Raw genomic sequence first — 16,681 nt, forward strand, 5'->3', positions numbered from 1 at the left:
GTACTATCAAGTTTACGAGGAATAAACAAATTTGTCTCGAATGGGCTGAAATAATCTCAGCCCTTATAAACTTGACAATACCTTATTTCTAATTTTTTTACGTATTGTAATATTTACTTATTTAGTATTGATGGGCGCGGATTTAGGAAATATGGAAAAAGCGCAGCCCATATTTGATTGGGGAAAATATCACGAAAAAGAAGGCAGATTGATGATGCCGTTTACAGTCCAGGTTCACCACGCATTTGTTGACGGTATTCATATTGGCAAACTTGCGGATAAGCTGCAGAGATACCTGGATGAAGTGTAGATAATAAGCATAATGGGAGATTAGAATGCTTTAAGGGAAAAACTCGAAAATAGTAGCAGTTATTTTTCAGACAATTTTGATTCCCAGAATCCGCGCAGCGAGTTCTATTGCTTGCCCGGCATTGAATATAGCTCCCCTGAGTTCATTGCGTGTATCGGATACCGTGATCCCGTCAATGATACAATCCGATAAGTCGATGTCTTTGAGTAAGGTTTTAAAGAAATCCGCACCTGTGAAATTAACCGCTTTCAGCGTGGGTTTCTTTAACCGAATCTCGGATAAGAAGGCTTCCGTAAAATTGCAGTCACGAATGGTGCAGTTCTCCAGTACAGAACCTGAAAAATCTGCATATCGAAAAGAACCGTCCGTTAAAAAGGATTCTTTCATATGGCTCTTGCTGAAGTTGCTGCCATCGCCCTTGCACGTTAAAATTTTGGAGCCTTTCCAGTAGCTTTCCATAAAAATGCAGTTCGCAAAATTGCAGTTATCAAACACCGAATTGTAAAAGCTGGCTTTTGAAAAATCACATTTATTGAACTGGCATTGTATAAACTGTACCGATTCGAATTCTATCCTTGTGATATCGACGTCTGAAAGCATCTCGCCTTCAAAGCGAATCCGTTCTATAAAATTGTCATCAGATTGTGCGGCTATAATTCTGCTTTCCAGCACGCTTCCATCTCCATATATTGAGGTTTCAAAGGATGGTGTTATATAGGACTTTATATAGGACTTTATATAGGACTTACACACTGGCAGGCAAACCTATAGTAAGAGAGTACCATTAAGAGAGGGTCTCAAATTAAAGCTGAGGATAAGTTCAGATTTTGGGCATCTGTACTTCTCATTGAAGAATGGCTTGGACGAAAGTTAAGAGTCAGAACAGCAGTGAAGTGCCTGAGATAAATGGAGGCAGGGTAAAAATGGAGGAGAGATTTAAGAAATACTGCACCTGACTTTTATCTCCGTTTCCATCTCTCTGATCCGTCAAATGCTACTGCTGGAAAGCAAAAGATAAGTTTACTGCCTTTCATAGCCAGAAAGTCCCGAAAATGCAGATTTATAAAGCACCCATTTTTCATACCCTATCCTCTGGATTCTTTTACCTGGAGTTCTTGAATACATCCTGGCTCCGGGTATCAGGCTTAATAATCTACTAACTTGCCTGTAGCGTTCAAGAAGGTACTGTTCCTGACTGATATCATCAAGTTTCTTAAAAATATAGGTGTTTTCAGGGATAAAAGGAATCTGAGTTCTAAGAGTGCTAAGCAAAGACTCAAGCTGCCTGTCCAGTTCTTTTCTATCCTTTTCAAGATCCTGTAAACTCCATGTTTTGACCCTCTGGTTTACAGCACATGTAATTTTTTCCGTAGGCTTGCCTTTTGCCTTGAAGCATGCTGTTCTTGCTTTATACTTAATTCCGGAAAGGACCTTTTTTAGCTCATGTTCCGCAACTACTTTTCCCGTTATTGAACATTTTTTTCTCAAGTTTTTTTGCTCAAGAATAGCGTCTTCTTCCAGAATATCCAGAATTCCTGAAGCTCTGTCAAAAGCCTCAATGCAGGTCTCAAGAAGTTTTTTCCGGGCAGGCAAATCTCCGGCAGTCAGATTTCCTGCTGCTAAAAAGAGCTCTGAGAATTCTTCCATAGTTTTAAGAAGCCTCTGGTCTTCTTCAAGATACCTGATCTCATGGGTTACTTCTGAAATATATCGTTCGCTTTCAAGTCCTGGGGATCTTTCCCCGAAAAGGATCTGTAAGAGAGCCTCGTAAAAGGAATAGTATAATTCGGGAATAACAGTGCTGGCAGAGGCCTCAGCCGACTCTTTAAAGTATTTGACTGCCTCTTTAAGCCCGAAAAGATAAGCAGCTTCGTTTTCAGCCTTGAGAGCCCTCCAGAGGGAAGCTTTTCCAAGGGATCGAAGTGCGTACATACGGACGTAGATATAAGGGTTATCAATAAGACCCTGCAAATCTTTCCATGCCTGTGTTTTATCAGGCACATAAAAGAAGGCAGGTCCAAGAGTCTTTGTTGCTACCCTTTGAACAAAATTATCACCATGAGTCGAAAGCCTGATAAGGTCGCTCCAGACTTTTCTTTTATCCGGAACCTCTGAATAGCCTGACGAAAGCGCAAGTACAGCCTCTTTTCTTACCTCTCGGTCTTCAGCGGATGTAAGCCTCAAAAGCTCGTCCCATGTTTTTTGCTTATCAGCTGAGTACGCAAATGCGACAGTAAAAAGCTCTGCAGCTTTCTTCCTGAGCTGGGCGTCCCGACTCTCAGTGAGCTTTACAAGGTCAGAAAAAACGGTAGATTTTTCCTCAACCACCGGAAAGACACGCGAAAGCATGCTTGCAGCACCCTTTCTGACACCTGTGTCCGTATCTCCAGACATTTTTAGAAGTTCATCCCAGATATCCTGTTCTTTGCCTGATTTTAGCGAATAAATAGTAAGAAGGGACTCGATTACACCTCTTCTTATCTGCGGGTCCGGATCCGAACTGAGTCGAAGGAGCTCCTCTATAATTTTCTCTTTTTCTGAAAGACTTGCATATGATCTTGCAAGAGAATCTTCTGAATCTTTTCTCAGATATTCGTCTCTGTCATCTGTAGGTCCCAGGAAACTAAAGGCGGATATTCTGCATCCTTTTTCTTTAACCTGCTCACATTCGATCTCGCCCTCGCTTCTCATTTCTCTCTCCCTTGTCATTCCTTTTTTCTCCTCTTTCCATCTCTTTTTATCCTTCAATTTTTTCAAATTGACATATTCTCCAAATGAGTTTGAGTTATAAAATAAATTGGAATTGTCATTTAAATAAATGTCTATTTATTCCCTATAAATAATAAAGCTATAATTAATTTCGAAAGACCAGAATTGGAAGACAAGTTTTCATTACAAAAGGCTCTTCACAAGATTATTTCAATCTAAAGCTTGTATTATATGAAACTGGGAGTCATGGAATGTTATCTCAAATGAACGGGACGAGGGTGCTTGTGAAAGAATTTCTAAACGAATCCACCTATTAAACTGCATGTACCTGAATATTGAACTAACCTTTTCCAAAAGCTTTTGGGGATTGGCAGGTTAAGATATGGAAGATCTCCTTAAGTTGCACTATGGGACTATCTCAGAAAACAAGATGCAAACAAATATAGCAAAAGATTTTAATTTTGATGTGAAAATGGAGTAATTTTATTTTCATTCATTGAAAAAGCGGATTTACTTTATAGGTGAGGAGAAAACGACAATGAACATTTTTATAAGATTAGAAGAAGAAAAGGATTTCAAAATTGTAGAATACATGACAAGAGAAGCATTCTGGGATCTATACAAACCAGGATGCGATGAGCATCTTATAGTGCATAAAATAAGAAAAGTACCTGCATTTGTGAAAGAACTGGATTTTGTTGCATATGATAAGGATACGATCGCCGGCAATATTATTTATTCAAGAGCTAAGGTCCTGAATGAGGAAAACAACGAATTCGAAGTTTTATGTATGGGCCCAATTGCAGTATCGCCATCATATCAAAAGCAGGGTATCGGTTCTTTATTAATGAATCATTCTATCGAAAAAGCAAGGCAGCTGAGATATAAGGGTATAATTATTTTTGGAAATCCAGACTATTATCATCGTTTTGGTTTTGTCAATGCTGAAAAATATAATATCCGGACATCCTGGGGCGATAATTTTGATGCATTTATGGCATTGGAACTCTACGATGGCAGCCTGAGGGAAATTTCAGGAAAATTTTATGAAGACGAGGTTTTTAAAATAGAAAATGAGGAGCTGGAGGATTTTGAGAAGCAATTTCCCTACAAAGAGAAGCATGTTACGGACACTCAATTAAAACTATGAATAAAAGAGGCCTTCGCCTTGCATGTCGCAGTTTGATTGAAGGATAAGGAGTTTAGAATCCCACCCCGCACTTAAATTTTGTGTCGTCTATCTCATAATTTTTTTCCAGTGCGCCTTCTTCTTAGAGGTCACGGTACCCGGACTGGTCCCTGACAGAGCTATGCTGTCCCAAAGCAGATCCGCTTCGAGCCTGCCTTCTTCGGTTTTTGGGTTTAAAGAAATTGTGATGATAGGCATGTATACCATGGTGAAAGTTCACATCAATACTGCAGCTATTGTCTCTGTATTGACAGAATTATTTATTTGTTTTTTGTGAGTGCCATCTCATATTTGTCCATTGGCATTATGAGAATCTTTCAAATAAGCCAGAAGCGATACAGGATATAGATATTGCCTGATGATAGATGAGTGAGCCTTGCAGTGTTATGCGGTATATTGGACGTGGTGGCGCGCAAACAAACCGGAAACGGCTCTTGCATGAAGCGGCACACTATTACAAAAAGAACCTTTGGAAGAACAGTGAATGCTGGGTAATCACATCATCAAAATAGGCAAAAGTATAAAGGGAGAGTTCACCGTTATAAGCGATTACTAACTTTTAAGCAGTAAATTAATCTTAACTTTTCTAAAGTTGTGCTTATAGCTCTTAATTGTTTTTAATATGTCTTAAATATATGAATATGAAAAAGCAATTAAGTAGCTTTTTCAGAAAAATCACGGAAAGTCTAACTATGAATAATTTTAAAAAACTAGGTCTCAGCAATGCTGTTTTGAAATCAATAGATGAACATGGCTTTGAAAGCCCTACAGCAGTACAGGAAAAATCAATTCCCCTAATACTTGCTGGGGAAGACGTTATAGCCGGAGCCGCAACAGGTACCGGAAAAACACTGGCATTTGCTTCCGGCATATTACAAAATTCCGAAAAAGGAAAAGGAATTCAGGCTTTGATTCTGACCCCTACAAGAGAACTTGCGGAGCAGGTGGCAAGTTCTTTCAGGAAATTCTCAAAATACGACCCGTTAAATATCGCATCTATCTATGGCGGTGTAGGGATCAATTCACAAATTAAAGAATTAAAGAATGCCGAGGTTGTTGTGGGAACACCCGGTAGGCTACTCGATCATATCAGCAGAAATACTATCAAATTGAATAATATGAAAACCCTTGTCCTTGATGAGGCAGACCATATGTTTGATATGGGATTCAAAGTGGATGTAGAAAAAATTATCAAGGAATGTCCTCAAAACAGGCAGACCCTTTTGTTCTCTGCGACCATTACAAAAGATATTGTCCGGCTTTCCCGCAAGTACATGGAAAACCCGGTTCAAGTATCAACAGAGTCTTATATCGACCCGCAAAAATTGAATCAGGTCGTTTATAAAGTACAGGATGACATGAAATTATCTCTGCTCGTGTACCTTCTGCAAAATGAGAAGTCAACCCTCGGGATGGTTTTCTGCAACACAAAAAGAAATACTGACAAAGTCGCAAAAAACCTGAGAAAATCAGGTATCAATGCCGTGGCAATTCATGGCGGATTGACACAGAACGAACGAACTCGCATAATGGAAAAATTCCACTCCGGGAACATAGGAGTCCTTATATGTACGGATGTAGCCGGAAGAGGTCTTGATATACAGGGTGTTTCCCATGTTTACAATTATGATATTCCCAGGGAGAGTAAACAGTATATTCACAGGATTGGAAGAACTGCACGAGCAGGAACAGAAGGAAAAGCGATAAATATCCTTTCCAGAAATGACCATGCTAATTTCATGAGTGTACTGAAAGACAATGATGTAAATATTAAGGAACAGGCACTACCTGCTCTGAAGAAGATTGTAATTGAAAGACCGGAAATAAGATTGCCAAAGCCGGTAAATAGGATGAACAACCCCTCCAGAAAAGGTAATAAACCGAGGCACAAAAACTGTTAGACACCGTTCGTCTGTGCATTGCATTATAACTAACCATTGATCGATTGGCATCGGCAGGAGCAATGGACTGCTCCTGTAAAACCCGGGCACGAGAATAAGAACGACAGCCAGTTCGTGCCACTACGATATCAAAATGCACCCTTCCGATGCCTTCGGACAAATGGGCAGAGTTCGTTGACTCCGGGATGGGAGATTTATGCTAAAATCAAATTGCGTACGGCACTCCAACTTAAACAGGCTATTCCCCTGGGCCTCTGGGCATATGAAGAAAGTGAAGAAAGTTTTCAAGGAGCTGCCAGAAAAATAAACAAAATTTCGAAGTCAATATATTTTATCGTGATGATCGTAATCTTCCAGGGTTATAGTTTTTGATTCCTCATCAATAGAGAAGACTAATACAAAATGTTTATCGATATGCACTCTTTTTAAATGGTTCATCGGAGCTCTTAAATTTTTGTACCGATGTGGATTTTCTAAGATCTCATTTACTTTACTTAAAATAATTTCAAGTTGTATTGTATTCTTTTTTGCTAATTTTTCAAATTTACTATCAAGTTCCGATCTGATTTTTAAAAAATACATAAAAATCAAAGACCATATCGTTTCCTTAAGTTTTCAACCGTGCCCAATTCTATAGTTTCCTGTTTTTCTACTTTCTTCAGTTTTTCAATGTATTCAGGCTTTAACTCTGGCTCTAATATCTCTTCTTCATACTCTTCAGCCATTTTAATAATAGCAGCACTTTTGTCTTTTAAACCGTATTTAGCCTTGATAATATTCAAAACTCGATTCGTTCGCTCATCAATGTTTATTATCGCTTGAACCATATATACCATATTAATAAGAGGTTAATGCCCTATTAATATATATCGTTCTGCCTCACTAAAGAATAATTATGTTCTCCAGATCCACTGGAGAAAAAGCGCAGTCCATACTTAGTTAGGGAAATATCATGAAAAAGAAGCAGATTGATGCCTTTTGCAGTCCAGGTTCATCATGCATTTATTGATGGTGTTCATACTGGCAAATTTGCGGATAAGCTGGAGAGATGCCTGGATGAAGTGTAGATTATAAGTATAATAGGAGAACCGGTAGTTCACTTATTTTTACTTTCTGAAGTTATGTTTTCAGAATACATAGGTTTTACATGAGAGTAAGTTATTATTTCTTTTTCACGTCCTCTCTCTTTCCTTTTTCCTCAAGCAAAGCTCCAAAAGCCACTCCGAGGGAAAGTCCGAGAGCAAGTCCCAGGCCTATATTGTCTATCATAAGGCCAAGTATCAAACCGAATGACATACCAAAAGGAATCCCAAGCGCCAACGAATCCTCTTCTTCATTCTCGCTCTCATTTTCTTTCTCTTTAGTAGAGCTTTCAATGTATTTTTCAGCCTTATAGAGCCTTTTCCTTAAACGTGAGAATATAAGTAAAATAGCTATAACAATGAGAATAAAAATTGCAATTATTCGTAAAGATGCAGAATCAATCATTATTTTGAATTAGCTACTTTACTATAAAAGGAGTTTGAAATAGATAGAAAGAGAAGTAGAGAAAAGGGATGTATAATTGAGCGGTTATCGGGCAGAGAATTTTTGCAGCTGGTAGGAAAGATGTTTTCAGGAACTCTCGAACTGAGAAAGGACAAAATATCAAAATATTTAACCATTTAACCGGATATTTCCATTTTATGAACAATCATAGCGAAACAGGAAACTCAGGTGATATTTCAGCCTACAGTAGCGCCGATACTATTCCAGGATGGAATAAAGAGCTTGATCTTGCTTTTTCTGCCTACAGAGGTTCCTACACTCCCGGAAGAGTTGCATCGAGGCATAAAACGGTCTGCGAGGTTCTTATCCCTGGAGCTGTCGTACAGGCTGGAATTTCCGGTGCACTCCAGCGAATAGGAAAGCAGCCGGTCGTAGGGGATTTTGTCGTTTTGCTTGACCAGCCTGAACTGGGCTCACGAGTAGTTGTAAATATCCTTCCCAGAAGAACCTGCTTTTCAAGAGGAGCAGCAGGGGATGGGGGCGGAGAGCAGGTAATTGCTGCAAACCTTGATACCATTTTTATCGTGACCTCCGTTGGTAAGGATCTCAACCTGCGGAGGCTTGAGAGATATCTAGCCGTTGTCTATTCTTCCGGGGCAAATCCGGTGATTTTACTTAACAAGATTGACCTTGCGGATGACCCTGCCAGGCTGGTAGAAAAAATCCAGTCTATTGCAGGAAACGTGCCGGTTGTTTCCTTAAGTGCCCTTTCGGAAATCGGACTCGATACACTAAGTCCTTATCTTAAGCCGGGGGAAACGGTTGCACTAATCGGCTCCTCAGGTGTTGGAAAATCTACAATTATTAATGCTCTTCTTGGCGAAGCCGTCCAGAAAACGGCGGGTATCAGGGAAGACGATCAGAAGGGCAGGCACACAACTACAGTCCGCCAGCTATTCCTGCTTCCAAATGGCGCGGTTCTTATAGACAACCCCGGAATCAGGGAAATCCAGCTCGGAGATTCTTCCGAAGGGCTTGAGAAAGCTTTTTCCGAAATCGTTGATGCAGCCCGAGATTGTAAGTTTAAAGACTGCACTCACCGCGACGAGCCGGGCTGTGCCGTACTGAAGGCGGTTGAGGATGGGCTTATTCCTGAAGAACGGCTTGACAGCTATCACAGGTTAACTGAAGAACTTATATTCCAGACGAAAAAAGCCGAGATAGGGCTCAAGCGGCTTGAAAAGGAAAAACACAGGGAAATCGCAGTGAATATTAAAAAATATAAAAAATTTACTGGAAAGCCATAAGATAAGGATCATAAATAAGGCGATTTCAGGCAGGATTTGTCAGGAATTTATTATTATTTTAGCATATCTTTATATTTTTACAGATTCGATGTGCTGTGTGGACTTCATCGAATGTAATAACATCTATCTTCTTCTCCTGACAGCGCAATACCTAAAAACTAAAAACACTTTCTTAAATCCACATTTTTAACTTCACACTTCAGGATAAAGCACAAATCTAGATTAGGAGGGACTTAGACGGCAAGTAAAGTTTATTTTGCAGACCTGAGGGCAAGAAACCCGCAGGATAGCACCATCAGTAAGATTCAGAGGCTTTTTGATGAGGCAGGTTTCATTGAGCTTCTGGGGTCCGATGACCTCACTGCAATTAAGGTTCATTTCGGTGAATACGGAAACGACGGATACGTAAATCCGGTCTTTGTGCGGCAGGTTGTGGAAAAGATCCGGGCAGCCGGGGCAAAACCGTTTATTACGGACACTAATACGCTTTACTCAGGCAGCCGGCATAATGCCGTCGATCATCTGACAACAGCCATAGAGCACGGTTTCGATTATTCTGTTGTCCGGGCTCCGCTTATCATATCGGACGGCTTGAGGAGCCAGAACGCGGCAGAAGTCGAGATCGGGCAGAAGCATTTCAAGTCCGTAAAGATAGGGTCGGACATTGCTGCTGCGGACTCTATGATTGTGATGTCCCATTTTAAGGGGCATATAGTAGCCGGTTTCGGAGGGGCTATCAAGAATCTTGCTATGGGCTGTGCTCCCGCGGTCGGCAAGAAAGAACAGCATTTCAGGACAAGCCCGCATGTAATTGAGGAAAAATGCGTAGCCTGCGGGAAATGTGTTGAGATCTGCCCTGTCGGGGCTTCTGCCCTTGTAGGGGAGGTTTCAATGATAGAGCCCAATGTCTGTATAAGCTGCGGGCAGTGTATGGAAGCCTGCCCTTCAAGCGCTATTGATATCGACTGGGAACATGATATCCCGGAGTTTCTGGAGTGTGTCACGGAATATGCATACGGCGCAGTAAAGGGAAAAGAAGAAAGGGTCGGTTATATTAATTTCCTGCTTAAAATCACCCCTGACTGCGACTGCGTACCCTGGAGTGATGCTCCTGTTGTGCCGGACATAGGAATTCTCGCCTCAACCGACCCTGTTGCCCTTGACCAGGCAAGCTACGACCTTGTAAATAAGCAGAAAGGGCTTGTCAGCTCCTCCCTGCACTTCAACCACGAAGCCGGGGCTGATAAATTCAGGGGTATATGGCCAATGGTTGATGGAACCCACCAGCTAAGGTATGGAGAGGAAATCGGGCTTGGAAGCCGGGAATATCAACTGGTTGAGATTTGAAGTGGTTAAAAAAATTTGAGATTATTGGCTGAAAAGGTTGAGATTTAAATTGGCTAAAAAAGTTGAAATTTAAATTGACTAAAAAAGTTGAAATTTGAACTGGTTCAATCCGGTTAAAACCCAACCAGATCAAATTGTCAACTTTCGATTTTTTCTTTTTGTTATTTTGATTGTAAAGAACCAGGGATAGCGGCTCAATTCTATGATTTTCCGGAGTTGATTCAAAGACTAATACTCAGATCAACTTTACTTTACTTAATCACAAATCTATTTTTTAAAAAGATAAATATAGCAGATGCCACAACTTAGTATATGAGTTAATCTTACCCAACTTTACTGGAGATGAATTAGAATGACCATCTGGGAATATGATGTTAAAGAGATAAGGTTCAGTGAGTGGTCAAAGACGAAAGAAGATCTTAACAGCCTCGGAGTTGAAGGCTGGGAGCTCATCAAGTTTGCGGACGAGATCGACGAAGACGGAATGATAACAGCTGTTTTTAAAAGGCCGGTCGATTATGTTGACGCAGCTTTCTAAATTTTTTTAAATTTATTGTTTTTTGCCCTGTTTTTCCCATGTAAAAGTTCTTTCGGTGCATTAGCTATCGGCTTGAAGACATGGTTTAGAGCCTGTAATTAGCTATCGGCTTGAAGACGGTTTAAAGCCCGTATGTATTATCTTAGATGGGAAATCTCATTTTTTTGCTTTCTGAACAGTATCCTGAATTCCGTCCCTGAGTCCTTTTTAAGTTTAATACACCCGTCGATCTGTTCCACCAGAAGATTTACGAGCTGAAGCCCAAGGGAATCAGTGTTCCTGATGTCAAGATCTTCCGGAATGCCAGTTCCGTTATCAGCTACAATAAGAATAAACTCCTGGGGTGCTTCATTTTTGCAGCCAGTCCCTCTTACGTCTTCTCCGTTACTGTCCTTTAATGCGAAGAGGCTTATATGGACTTCTCCGCCTTCGCCTGCAGGAAATGCATGCTTCAGAGAATTTGAAACAAGTTCGTTTACTATAATTCCCAGGGGTACAGCCGTATCCATTCCAAGGTAGACCTGTTCAAGTTGCAGTTTTAAGCTTATCTTCCTATTTCCTGAATTATAGGATTTAATAAGGTCACCAGTCAGCCTGTGCAGGTAAGCCGAGAACTCAAGGGTCTCCATGTCCTTACCCTGATACAACTCCTCGTGGATTAGAGCCATAGAGGTTACACGGTTCTGGCTTTCTTTAAAAGCCTCAAAAACTTCTGAGGATTGGAGGATTTCTCTATCATGGAGTTTTTCAGCCTGAAGGCTAAGTAAAGAGGAAATAACCTGCAGGTTATTTTTAATCCTGTGGTGAATTTCTTTTATACGGATTTCTTCACTTCTGGTGAGACTTTCTTCAGCCATTTTACGCTGGGTGATATCGTGAATAAAGCCCTCGAATTTCTCGGAAGTGCCGGATTTTCTGGGAATAAGTTGCATGATTTCCCGAACCCATCTTATCTCTCCATCTTTTCTCCTTATCCTGTATTCCAGTTCCAGAGAGGAATCTTGATTTGACTCCACTGTTTCTATAGCTCCGACAAATAAAGGGCGGTCTTCAGGTACCACTATTTCAGCCCATTTCATTTTGCCGGAAACAAAGTCCTCTCTGCTATAAGCAGTAATTTCTTCCACAGCCCCATCCATAAACACAGGAATGCGTCTCTCGTTGAGGCGGAAGTATAAGAATCCGTGAAGATTCTGCATAAATGGCTTATATTGCTTTGTTTTATCCTGCAAGCTCTGATCCTGCAGTATCTCAATCTCAGGCTCGGGTATATGCCTATCAACCCCAAGCATTCTGTAAATCCGCCCCTGATCATCCTTCAGAAAAATCGTTTCTTTTCTCAGGGCTTCTTCCCTGAATTTAAGTTCTCGGAAAAGAAGAGTGCAGGGATCTTCAAAGCCTGTTTTCACTATTGCTATGTAAATGAGATAAAAAGACAGGGCATATAGAGTCAGCCCGAAAAAGTTCAAAAATTCCTCGGTATTTGTGTAGTATATAAGGGCAAACTCCGAAAGGATTGAAATTGTTATGGCCGTTGTAAGTATCCTGTAAACATGATCCTCAAACCTGTCCTTTTTCCTGTACAGGAGAACCAGTGAACCAATAAACAGGAAAGAGATAATATACTCGCTGATTATCTTAAAGCTGGTTAATCCATAATCTTCAATATAAGACACAGGGAAGTTTCTGTACTTGAAAATTGACAGCAGAAGAACTGCCGTAATTATAGAATAGATAATGAACACTTTCTGGGCAAAATGACCACTTACACTGGTCTTTTCATTCCTTTTTCCATCCCCTGGAAATTGTGTTAAAAGCAGAGGAGCCACAAAGAATGAGATGCTTGCAAGGTATCTCATAACTATCCAGAGCTGCACCGGAAGATTTGTCCCGTATTCGGGAAACACGCCCATTTCTCTATATGAAAATGCGCGCAAAAAACCCAGACCTGCTACGAAAAAGAGGGCTGTTCCGATAAAAGTAAGGTATCGGTTTTCGGAAATAACTTTTGACTTCCATACAATTATGAAAACCATGTAAGCGATTATAACATTAAATAAATTTACAATAATGCGGAAGAGTAGATAATTCTCAAGACTGATCACGTAGAGTACGCACGCTATTAATAGAAATAGTCCAAGCTTAAAAACAGGAGTATTGAAAATCGTAAGACTTTTCATTTCTCCATATTCCATCCCAAATTTATCTCTTAACAATAATATAAAAACCTTTTTATTTTTATATAAATATGTGTAGAGATCTATAGCCGGTTTTCATACCTGTCCCCAATATTTTCAATTCTCGTTTATAACTCTAAATGACCCAGATCATCTTATAAAAGCTAAGCCCGAAAAACCGGATCTCTGTGCAGGTTTCCATGTGTACCCGCTTCTGTATGACACTGTTTTTTATTGTTCCAATCTTTTATAAATTTTCGATCACTTTCCAATCTTCAATTATTTTCTCACAGTATCACTTTGAGTTAACAATGTTTACTTATTTTGGCATAAAATAAACTTCTTATCTTATTAAGTATTACAATAATTCACTAAATTAATATTTATTGTCGTTAACACAGGAAACTAAGTTTTTAAGATTTATGTTCAGAATATGTGCAGAAATTAGTAAAAAGGAGATAGGGTATGGAAGACGAAGTTGGAAATAAAATACAGCCTGATATGGGAGTTAAAAGGCAGGTCATGGAGAAAAACACGTCGGAAGATGACTTAAGTATCAGTAAAGGACTTAAAAATTCTACAGAGCCTGAAAAAGCTGCGGATTTAATGCAGAGACCTGAAGTAGATTCTGACCGTTTTTTCAAGCTTATCGACTCTTCTGTTCAGGGTTTAAGAGAGTACAGGCTGATTGTTTCCGCTCTTGAGCTCGGGGTATTTGAAGCGCTTAAAACTCCTTTATCAGCAGGGGTTCTGGCTGAAAAGCTTGGCTGCAAGCCTGCACTCATGCCCCATTTCTGTGAAGCCCTTTGCAGCCTTGGCCTGCTTGACCGGTTTGAAGAAGGAGCACTTGAGGAAGAGAGCAACATACACAGGCAGGAAAGAAATGAAAACGATGAAAAAGACGGATTCGCTCCCGAGGAAGAATATGAAGACAAACCTGAGGGCAGGGCTCAAAGTTACGGCTCAATAGATCCTGATGCCGTGTACCTGGTCTCCGAGTTAAGTGCGGCTTATCTTCTGGAGAGGTCTCCGTTCTCGCAGCAGCACTACCTTGCCGGAACGTTAAGGACTGTCGGTCTCTGGAACCGCCTCCCGGAAATCATTAAAAACGGACCTGAGATTTTTGAGAAAGGGACCTTTTTCGGAGAAGTTGTTCAGTCTATGGCTGAGAACGCACGCTGCGGAATGCTTCAGGAGACTGTCAAACTCGTTGCAGAAAATGTTGATCTGGAGAACATCAAAAAGCTGCTTGATCTCGGAGGAGGGCATGGGCTCTATGCAATTGCCTTTGCCAGACTGAACGAAAACCTGCAGGCCTTTGTGTTTGACCTGCTTCCTGTAACGGAAAAAACAAAGGAATTTATCGAAAAGTATGGAGCAGCGAATGTGAAGGTAATTCCGGGAGACTTTTTTAAGGACGAAATCGGGGATGGGTACGATCTTATCTTTTCTTCCTTTAACCCGGGGGGAAAAGTCCCTTCCCTTATCCCGAAGATTTCCAGAGCCTTAAATCCGGGGGGCATTTTCGTAACCCGGCAGATGCCTGATGAAAAAATGAAATCCAGTCCCCTTCTCAGCCTTGACTGGAATCTCTGGACGTTTGAAGGTGTGAAAAAAGGAGGATCGGGTTACAGTTTCGAAAACAGCGTACCTTTCAATGAATATATAGATATGCTTGGCAATTACGGGCTTGAGGTTTTTCACTCACTTGATATGAAGGAGGGATCAAGAATTGTATTTGCACGTAAAACAGGATGAAATTAGAGGGGGAAATTAGCTGCACCGAAAAATCTGATTTCGAAAATCATAATTCCTAGCCTTCAACTGGTAGATATTCCCAGAAATCAGTCAGAGGCATTACACCTCCCTGTAAAGTTTTTTTTCTCAATAGGCACGGTACTGTTCCGGATCGACTGCCTCAAAAGCATTACCAGCGCAGAAAACATAATTGAGGCTTATCATTTCTTCCTGCGCGGCGGGAAAAATCTGAAACAGCAACGTTATTATGCTGTAATACAATTTCTAAATGGGGATTGATGTGATAAAAGAAGCCATGCTCTACGAGAAAATCGGAGACAATAAAGTACACTGCAATCTCTGTGCCCAGAGTTGCAAAATTCCTCCGGGAAAAAGAGGCTTTTGCGGGGTCAGGGAGAACAGGGACGGAGAATTATATACTCTTATTTACGGAACAGTCTCAAGCGAGGCAGTTGACCCAATAGAGAAGAAGCCGCTTTATCATTTTCATCCGGGATCTTATGTTTATTCAGTCGGGTCAATAGGATGCAATTTCCGCTGCAAGCACTGCCAGAACTGGGCGATTTCCCAGGCCTGCCTGGAAGATGCATACACAATGGATATCTCTCCTGAGGAACTAATTGAAAGAGCGCTCCTCTCACGCTCAGGCTCAATTGCCTGGACATACAACGAGCCCACAATCTGGCACGAATACACCTACGACTGTGCTAAAATGGCAAAGGATGCAGGGCTTGCAACGATTTATGTGACAAACGGATATATGACACCCGATGCCCTAAGGCATATTGCGCCCTATCTGGACGCCGCCAATATTGATATCAAGGCATTCAATGAAAAGTTTTATCATGATGTCGCCAGCGCAAAGCTGGCTCCTGTGCTTGAGGCTTCTGCCCTTGCAAAAGAACTCGGGATCCATGTAGAGATTACAACCCTTATTATTCCTGGTGTAAACGATTCCCTTGATGAGCTCAGGGAACTCTCAAAATGGGTCTACAAAAAGCTGGGGCCTGAGACTCCCCTTCACTTCACGCGCTTCCATCCCCAGTACAAAATGCAGAACCTCTCCCCGACACCTGTTAAAACTATGCAGGATGCCTGTAAAATCGCAACCGAGGAAGGGCTGAAATATGTATATATGGGCAATGTTCCCGGCAGCGAGAAAAACAATACTTTCTGCCCGAACTGCGGGAAAATGCTGATCACGCGCGGCTATTTCGAGATCGAAAAGTATGAAATCACACCTGAGAAAACCTGCCCGAAATGCGGGGAACATATTCCGATAATAGGTGAGTTTACCGGTTCAAAAGAAGCACCAAACGAATACGAATACTGACCCCGGAGTATAAAGAGCCAGAGCAGGAAAATATAGAAAAAGATTTATCTTTCAAAAAATTAGTGCCCGGTTTCAGGAAAGTAATTTTTATTTTTTCAGAAAAGAAATCTTCCGTATCCTTCCTGAAAAATCTTCATAATTCCTGCCCGCAGGGAAGGCGTATATTTTTGAGGTTCGGTTTTAACGGCCCTGTGCAGTTCCTCCAGTTCTATCCATTCTACATAAACGGCTTCTTCCGGATCAAACCGGACTGAATTTGCAAGTTTTTTCGAACACCTGGCTGAAAATACTGTGTGGAAGGCACCTTTGCTTTCGAAGATACAGGGAATTTTAAATAGTGTCCTGAAAGGAACCGATATTCCTATCTCTTCAAGCATTTCCCGCTTCATGCAGGCTTCATAAGACTCATCCGCTACAGTACCGCTTACCGAATATGTATATCGGTCCGGATACCAGCGCTTTTGAGGCGACCTCTTCTGGATAAGCATTTTATTTTCAGGGTTGAGCAGGATAAGCTGAGCAGCCCTGTGGATATGCTTTCCTGAATAAAACTCCTCTCGCTCGCGCAGCCCGAGAAAATTATCGTTTTTATCGACTTCGGTGATCAGCTCTACCACAAAAAGC

The 16,681-nt window shown here is 41.0% G+C and carries 14 protein-coding genes and 1 pseudogene; 9 read left to right on the forward strand and 6 right to left on the reverse strand.

What is annotated here, in order from left to right; all coding sequences use genetic code 11:
- Nucleotides 1–85: 85 nt before the first annotated feature.
- Nucleotides 86–310 (forward strand): annotated as a pseudogene (locus EQO05_RS07180) (CatA-like O-acetyltransferase); the annotation flags it as partial.
- Nucleotides 311–376: 66 nt separating this feature from the next.
- Here the strand turns inward: EQO05_RS07180 and EQO05_RS07185 are convergent.
- Together EQO05_RS07185 and EQO05_RS07190 are read right to left on the reverse strand one after the other, a co-directional pair.
- Entirely contained in the window at nucleotides 377–982 is a 606-nt protein-coding gene (locus tag EQO05_RS07185) for a pentapeptide repeat-containing protein (protein WP_128505119.1), read from the reverse strand.
- 348 nt (nucleotides 983–1,330) lie between these two features.
- Complete coding sequence (locus EQO05_RS07190; protein ID WP_128505121.1) at nucleotides 1,331–3,019, reverse strand: HEAT repeat domain-containing protein; 1,689 nt, start codon at nucleotides 3,017–3,019, stop codon at nucleotides 1,331–1,333.
- Between the two features lie 538 nt (nucleotides 3,020–3,557).
- Between EQO05_RS07190 and EQO05_RS07200 the strand changes: the two genes are divergently transcribed.
- Complete coding sequence (locus tag EQO05_RS07200; RefSeq protein ID WP_128505123.1) at nucleotides 3,558–4,169, forward strand: GNAT family N-acetyltransferase; 612 nt, start codon at nucleotides 3,558–3,560, stop codon at nucleotides 4,167–4,169.
- Between the two features lie 731 nt (nucleotides 4,170–4,900).
- Nucleotides 4,901–6,109: a DEAD/DEAH box helicase gene (locus EQO05_RS07205; RefSeq protein ID WP_240664435.1), complete on the forward strand. Its 1,209-nt coding sequence runs from the start codon at nucleotides 4,901–4,903 to the stop codon at nucleotides 6,107–6,109.
- A gap of 587 nt (nucleotides 6,110–6,696) precedes the next feature.
- Here the strand turns inward: EQO05_RS07205 and EQO05_RS07215 are convergent.
- Nucleotides 6,697–6,936: a DUF2683 family protein gene (locus EQO05_RS07215; RefSeq protein ID WP_128505251.1), complete on the reverse strand. Its 240-nt coding sequence runs from the start codon at nucleotides 6,934–6,936 to the stop codon at nucleotides 6,697–6,699.
- Nucleotides 6,937–7,080: 144 nt separating this feature from the next.
- On the opposite strand from EQO05_RS07215, the gene EQO05_RS07220 reads away from it, so the two are divergent.
- Entirely contained in the window at nucleotides 7,081–7,176 is a 96-nt protein-coding gene (locus EQO05_RS07220; protein WP_128505129.1) for a CatA-like O-acetyltransferase, read from the forward strand.
- Between the two features lie 94 nt (nucleotides 7,177–7,270).
- Here the strand turns inward: EQO05_RS07220 and EQO05_RS07225 are convergent, their stop codons facing one another.
- Nucleotides 7,271–7,597 (reverse strand): hypothetical protein, encoded by a 327-nt coding sequence (locus tag EQO05_RS07225; RefSeq protein WP_128505131.1) that lies wholly within the window; start codon nucleotides 7,595–7,597, stop codon nucleotides 7,271–7,273.
- 197 nt (nucleotides 7,598–7,794) lie between these two features.
- Between EQO05_RS07225 and rsgA the strand changes: the two genes are divergently transcribed.
- The 3 genes from rsgA to EQO05_RS07240 all read left to right on the forward strand — a co-directional run bounded on the left by rsgA (nucleotide 7,795) and on the right by EQO05_RS07240 (nucleotide 10,789).
- Nucleotides 7,795–8,904, forward strand: coding sequence for a ribosome small subunit-dependent GTPase A (gene rsgA, locus EQO05_RS07230; protein ID WP_128505132.1), 1,110 nt, complete (start codon nucleotides 7,795–7,797; stop codon nucleotides 8,902–8,904).
- 294 nt (nucleotides 8,905–9,198) lie between these two features.
- Nucleotides 9,199–10,251, forward strand: a complete 1,053-nt coding sequence (locus tag EQO05_RS07235; RefSeq protein WP_255420841.1) for a DUF362 domain-containing protein — start codon at nucleotides 9,199–9,201, stop codon at nucleotides 10,249–10,251.
- A gap of 352 nt (nucleotides 10,252–10,603) precedes the next feature.
- The gene (locus tag EQO05_RS07240) at nucleotides 10,604–10,789 is read left to right on the forward strand and encodes a hypothetical protein (RefSeq protein ID WP_128505136.1); all 186 of its coding nucleotides are present in this window, start codon (nucleotides 10,604–10,606) and stop codon (nucleotides 10,787–10,789) included.
- Nucleotides 10,790–10,926: 137 nt separating this feature from the next.
- Here EQO05_RS07240 and EQO05_RS07245 read toward each other — a convergent pair whose 3' ends face one another.
- A complete protein-coding gene (locus tag EQO05_RS07245; protein WP_164888494.1) occupies nucleotides 10,927–12,969 on the reverse strand; it encodes an MASE3 domain-containing protein in 2,043 nt (680 codons plus the stop codon).
- A gap of 462 nt (nucleotides 12,970–13,431) precedes the next feature.
- Here EQO05_RS07245 and EQO05_RS07250 point away from each other — a divergent pair, with 462 nt between their 5' ends.
- Both EQO05_RS07250 and amrS read left to right on the forward strand, forming a co-directional pair.
- On the forward strand, nucleotides 13,432–14,724 hold the full coding sequence (locus tag EQO05_RS07250; protein ID WP_128505139.1) for a methyltransferase: 1,293 nt from the start codon (nucleotides 13,432–13,434) through the stop codon (nucleotides 14,722–14,724).
- Nucleotides 14,725–14,992: 268 nt separating this feature from the next.
- Nucleotides 14,993–16,057, forward strand: coding sequence for an AmmeMemoRadiSam system radical SAM enzyme (amrS, locus tag EQO05_RS07255; protein WP_128505141.1), 1,065 nt, complete (start codon nucleotides 14,993–14,995; stop codon nucleotides 16,055–16,057).
- Between the two features lie 95 nt (nucleotides 16,058–16,152).
- Here the strand turns inward: amrS and EQO05_RS07260 are convergent, their stop codons facing one another.
- Nucleotides 16,153–16,674 carry a Nudix hydrolase gene (locus EQO05_RS07260; protein WP_240664438.1) on the reverse strand — a complete coding sequence of 174 codons (522 nt, stop codon included), beginning with the start codon at nucleotides 16,672–16,674 and terminating at the stop codon, nucleotides 16,153–16,155.
- Nucleotides 16,675–16,681 lie beyond the last annotated feature (7 nt).

This window comes from Methanosarcina sp. MSH10X1 (assembly GCF_004099695.1).
GTDB lineage: Archaea > Halobacteriota > Methanosarcinia > Methanosarcinales > Methanosarcinaceae > Methanosarcina.

Bases quoted from the DNA above. Each gene is read 5' to 3' on its own strand.
- EQO05_RS07200 (WP_128505123.1), top strand. From the start codon at position 3,558: ATGAACATTTTTATAAGATTAGAAGAAGAAAAGGATTTCAAAATTGTA.
- EQO05_RS07190 (WP_128505121.1), bottom strand. From the start codon at position 3,019: ATGACAAGGGAGAGAGAAATGAGAAGCGAGGGCGAGATCGAATGTGAG.
- EQO05_RS07250 (WP_128505139.1), top strand. From the start codon at position 13,432: ATGGAAGACGAAGTTGGAAATAAAATACAGCCTGATATGGGAGTTAAA.
- EQO05_RS07240 (WP_128505136.1), top strand. From the start codon at position 10,604: ATGACCATCTGGGAATATGATGTTAAAGAGATAAGGTTCAGTGAGTGG.
- EQO05_RS07215 (WP_128505251.1), bottom strand. From the start codon at position 6,936: ATGGTTCAAGCGATAATAAACATTGATGAGCGAACGAATCGAGTTTTG.
- EQO05_RS07205 (WP_240664435.1), top strand. From the start codon at position 4,901: ATGAATAATTTTAAAAAACTAGGTCTCAGCAATGCTGTTTTGAAATCA.
- EQO05_RS07225 (WP_128505131.1), bottom strand. From the start codon at position 7,597: ATGATTGATTCTGCATCTTTACGAATAATTGCAATTTTTATTCTCATT.
- EQO05_RS07245 (WP_164888494.1), bottom strand. From the start codon at position 12,969: ATGAAAAGTCTTACGATTTTCAATACTCCTGTTTTTAAGCTTGGACTA.
- amrS (WP_128505141.1), top strand. From the start codon at position 14,993: ATGGGGATTGATGTGATAAAAGAAGCCATGCTCTACGAGAAAATCGGA.
- EQO05_RS07220 (WP_128505129.1), top strand. From the start codon at position 7,081: ATGCCTTTTGCAGTCCAGGTTCATCATGCATTTATTGATGGTGTTCAT.
- rsgA (WP_128505132.1), top strand. From the start codon at position 7,795: ATGAACAATCATAGCGAAACAGGAAACTCAGGTGATATTTCAGCCTAC.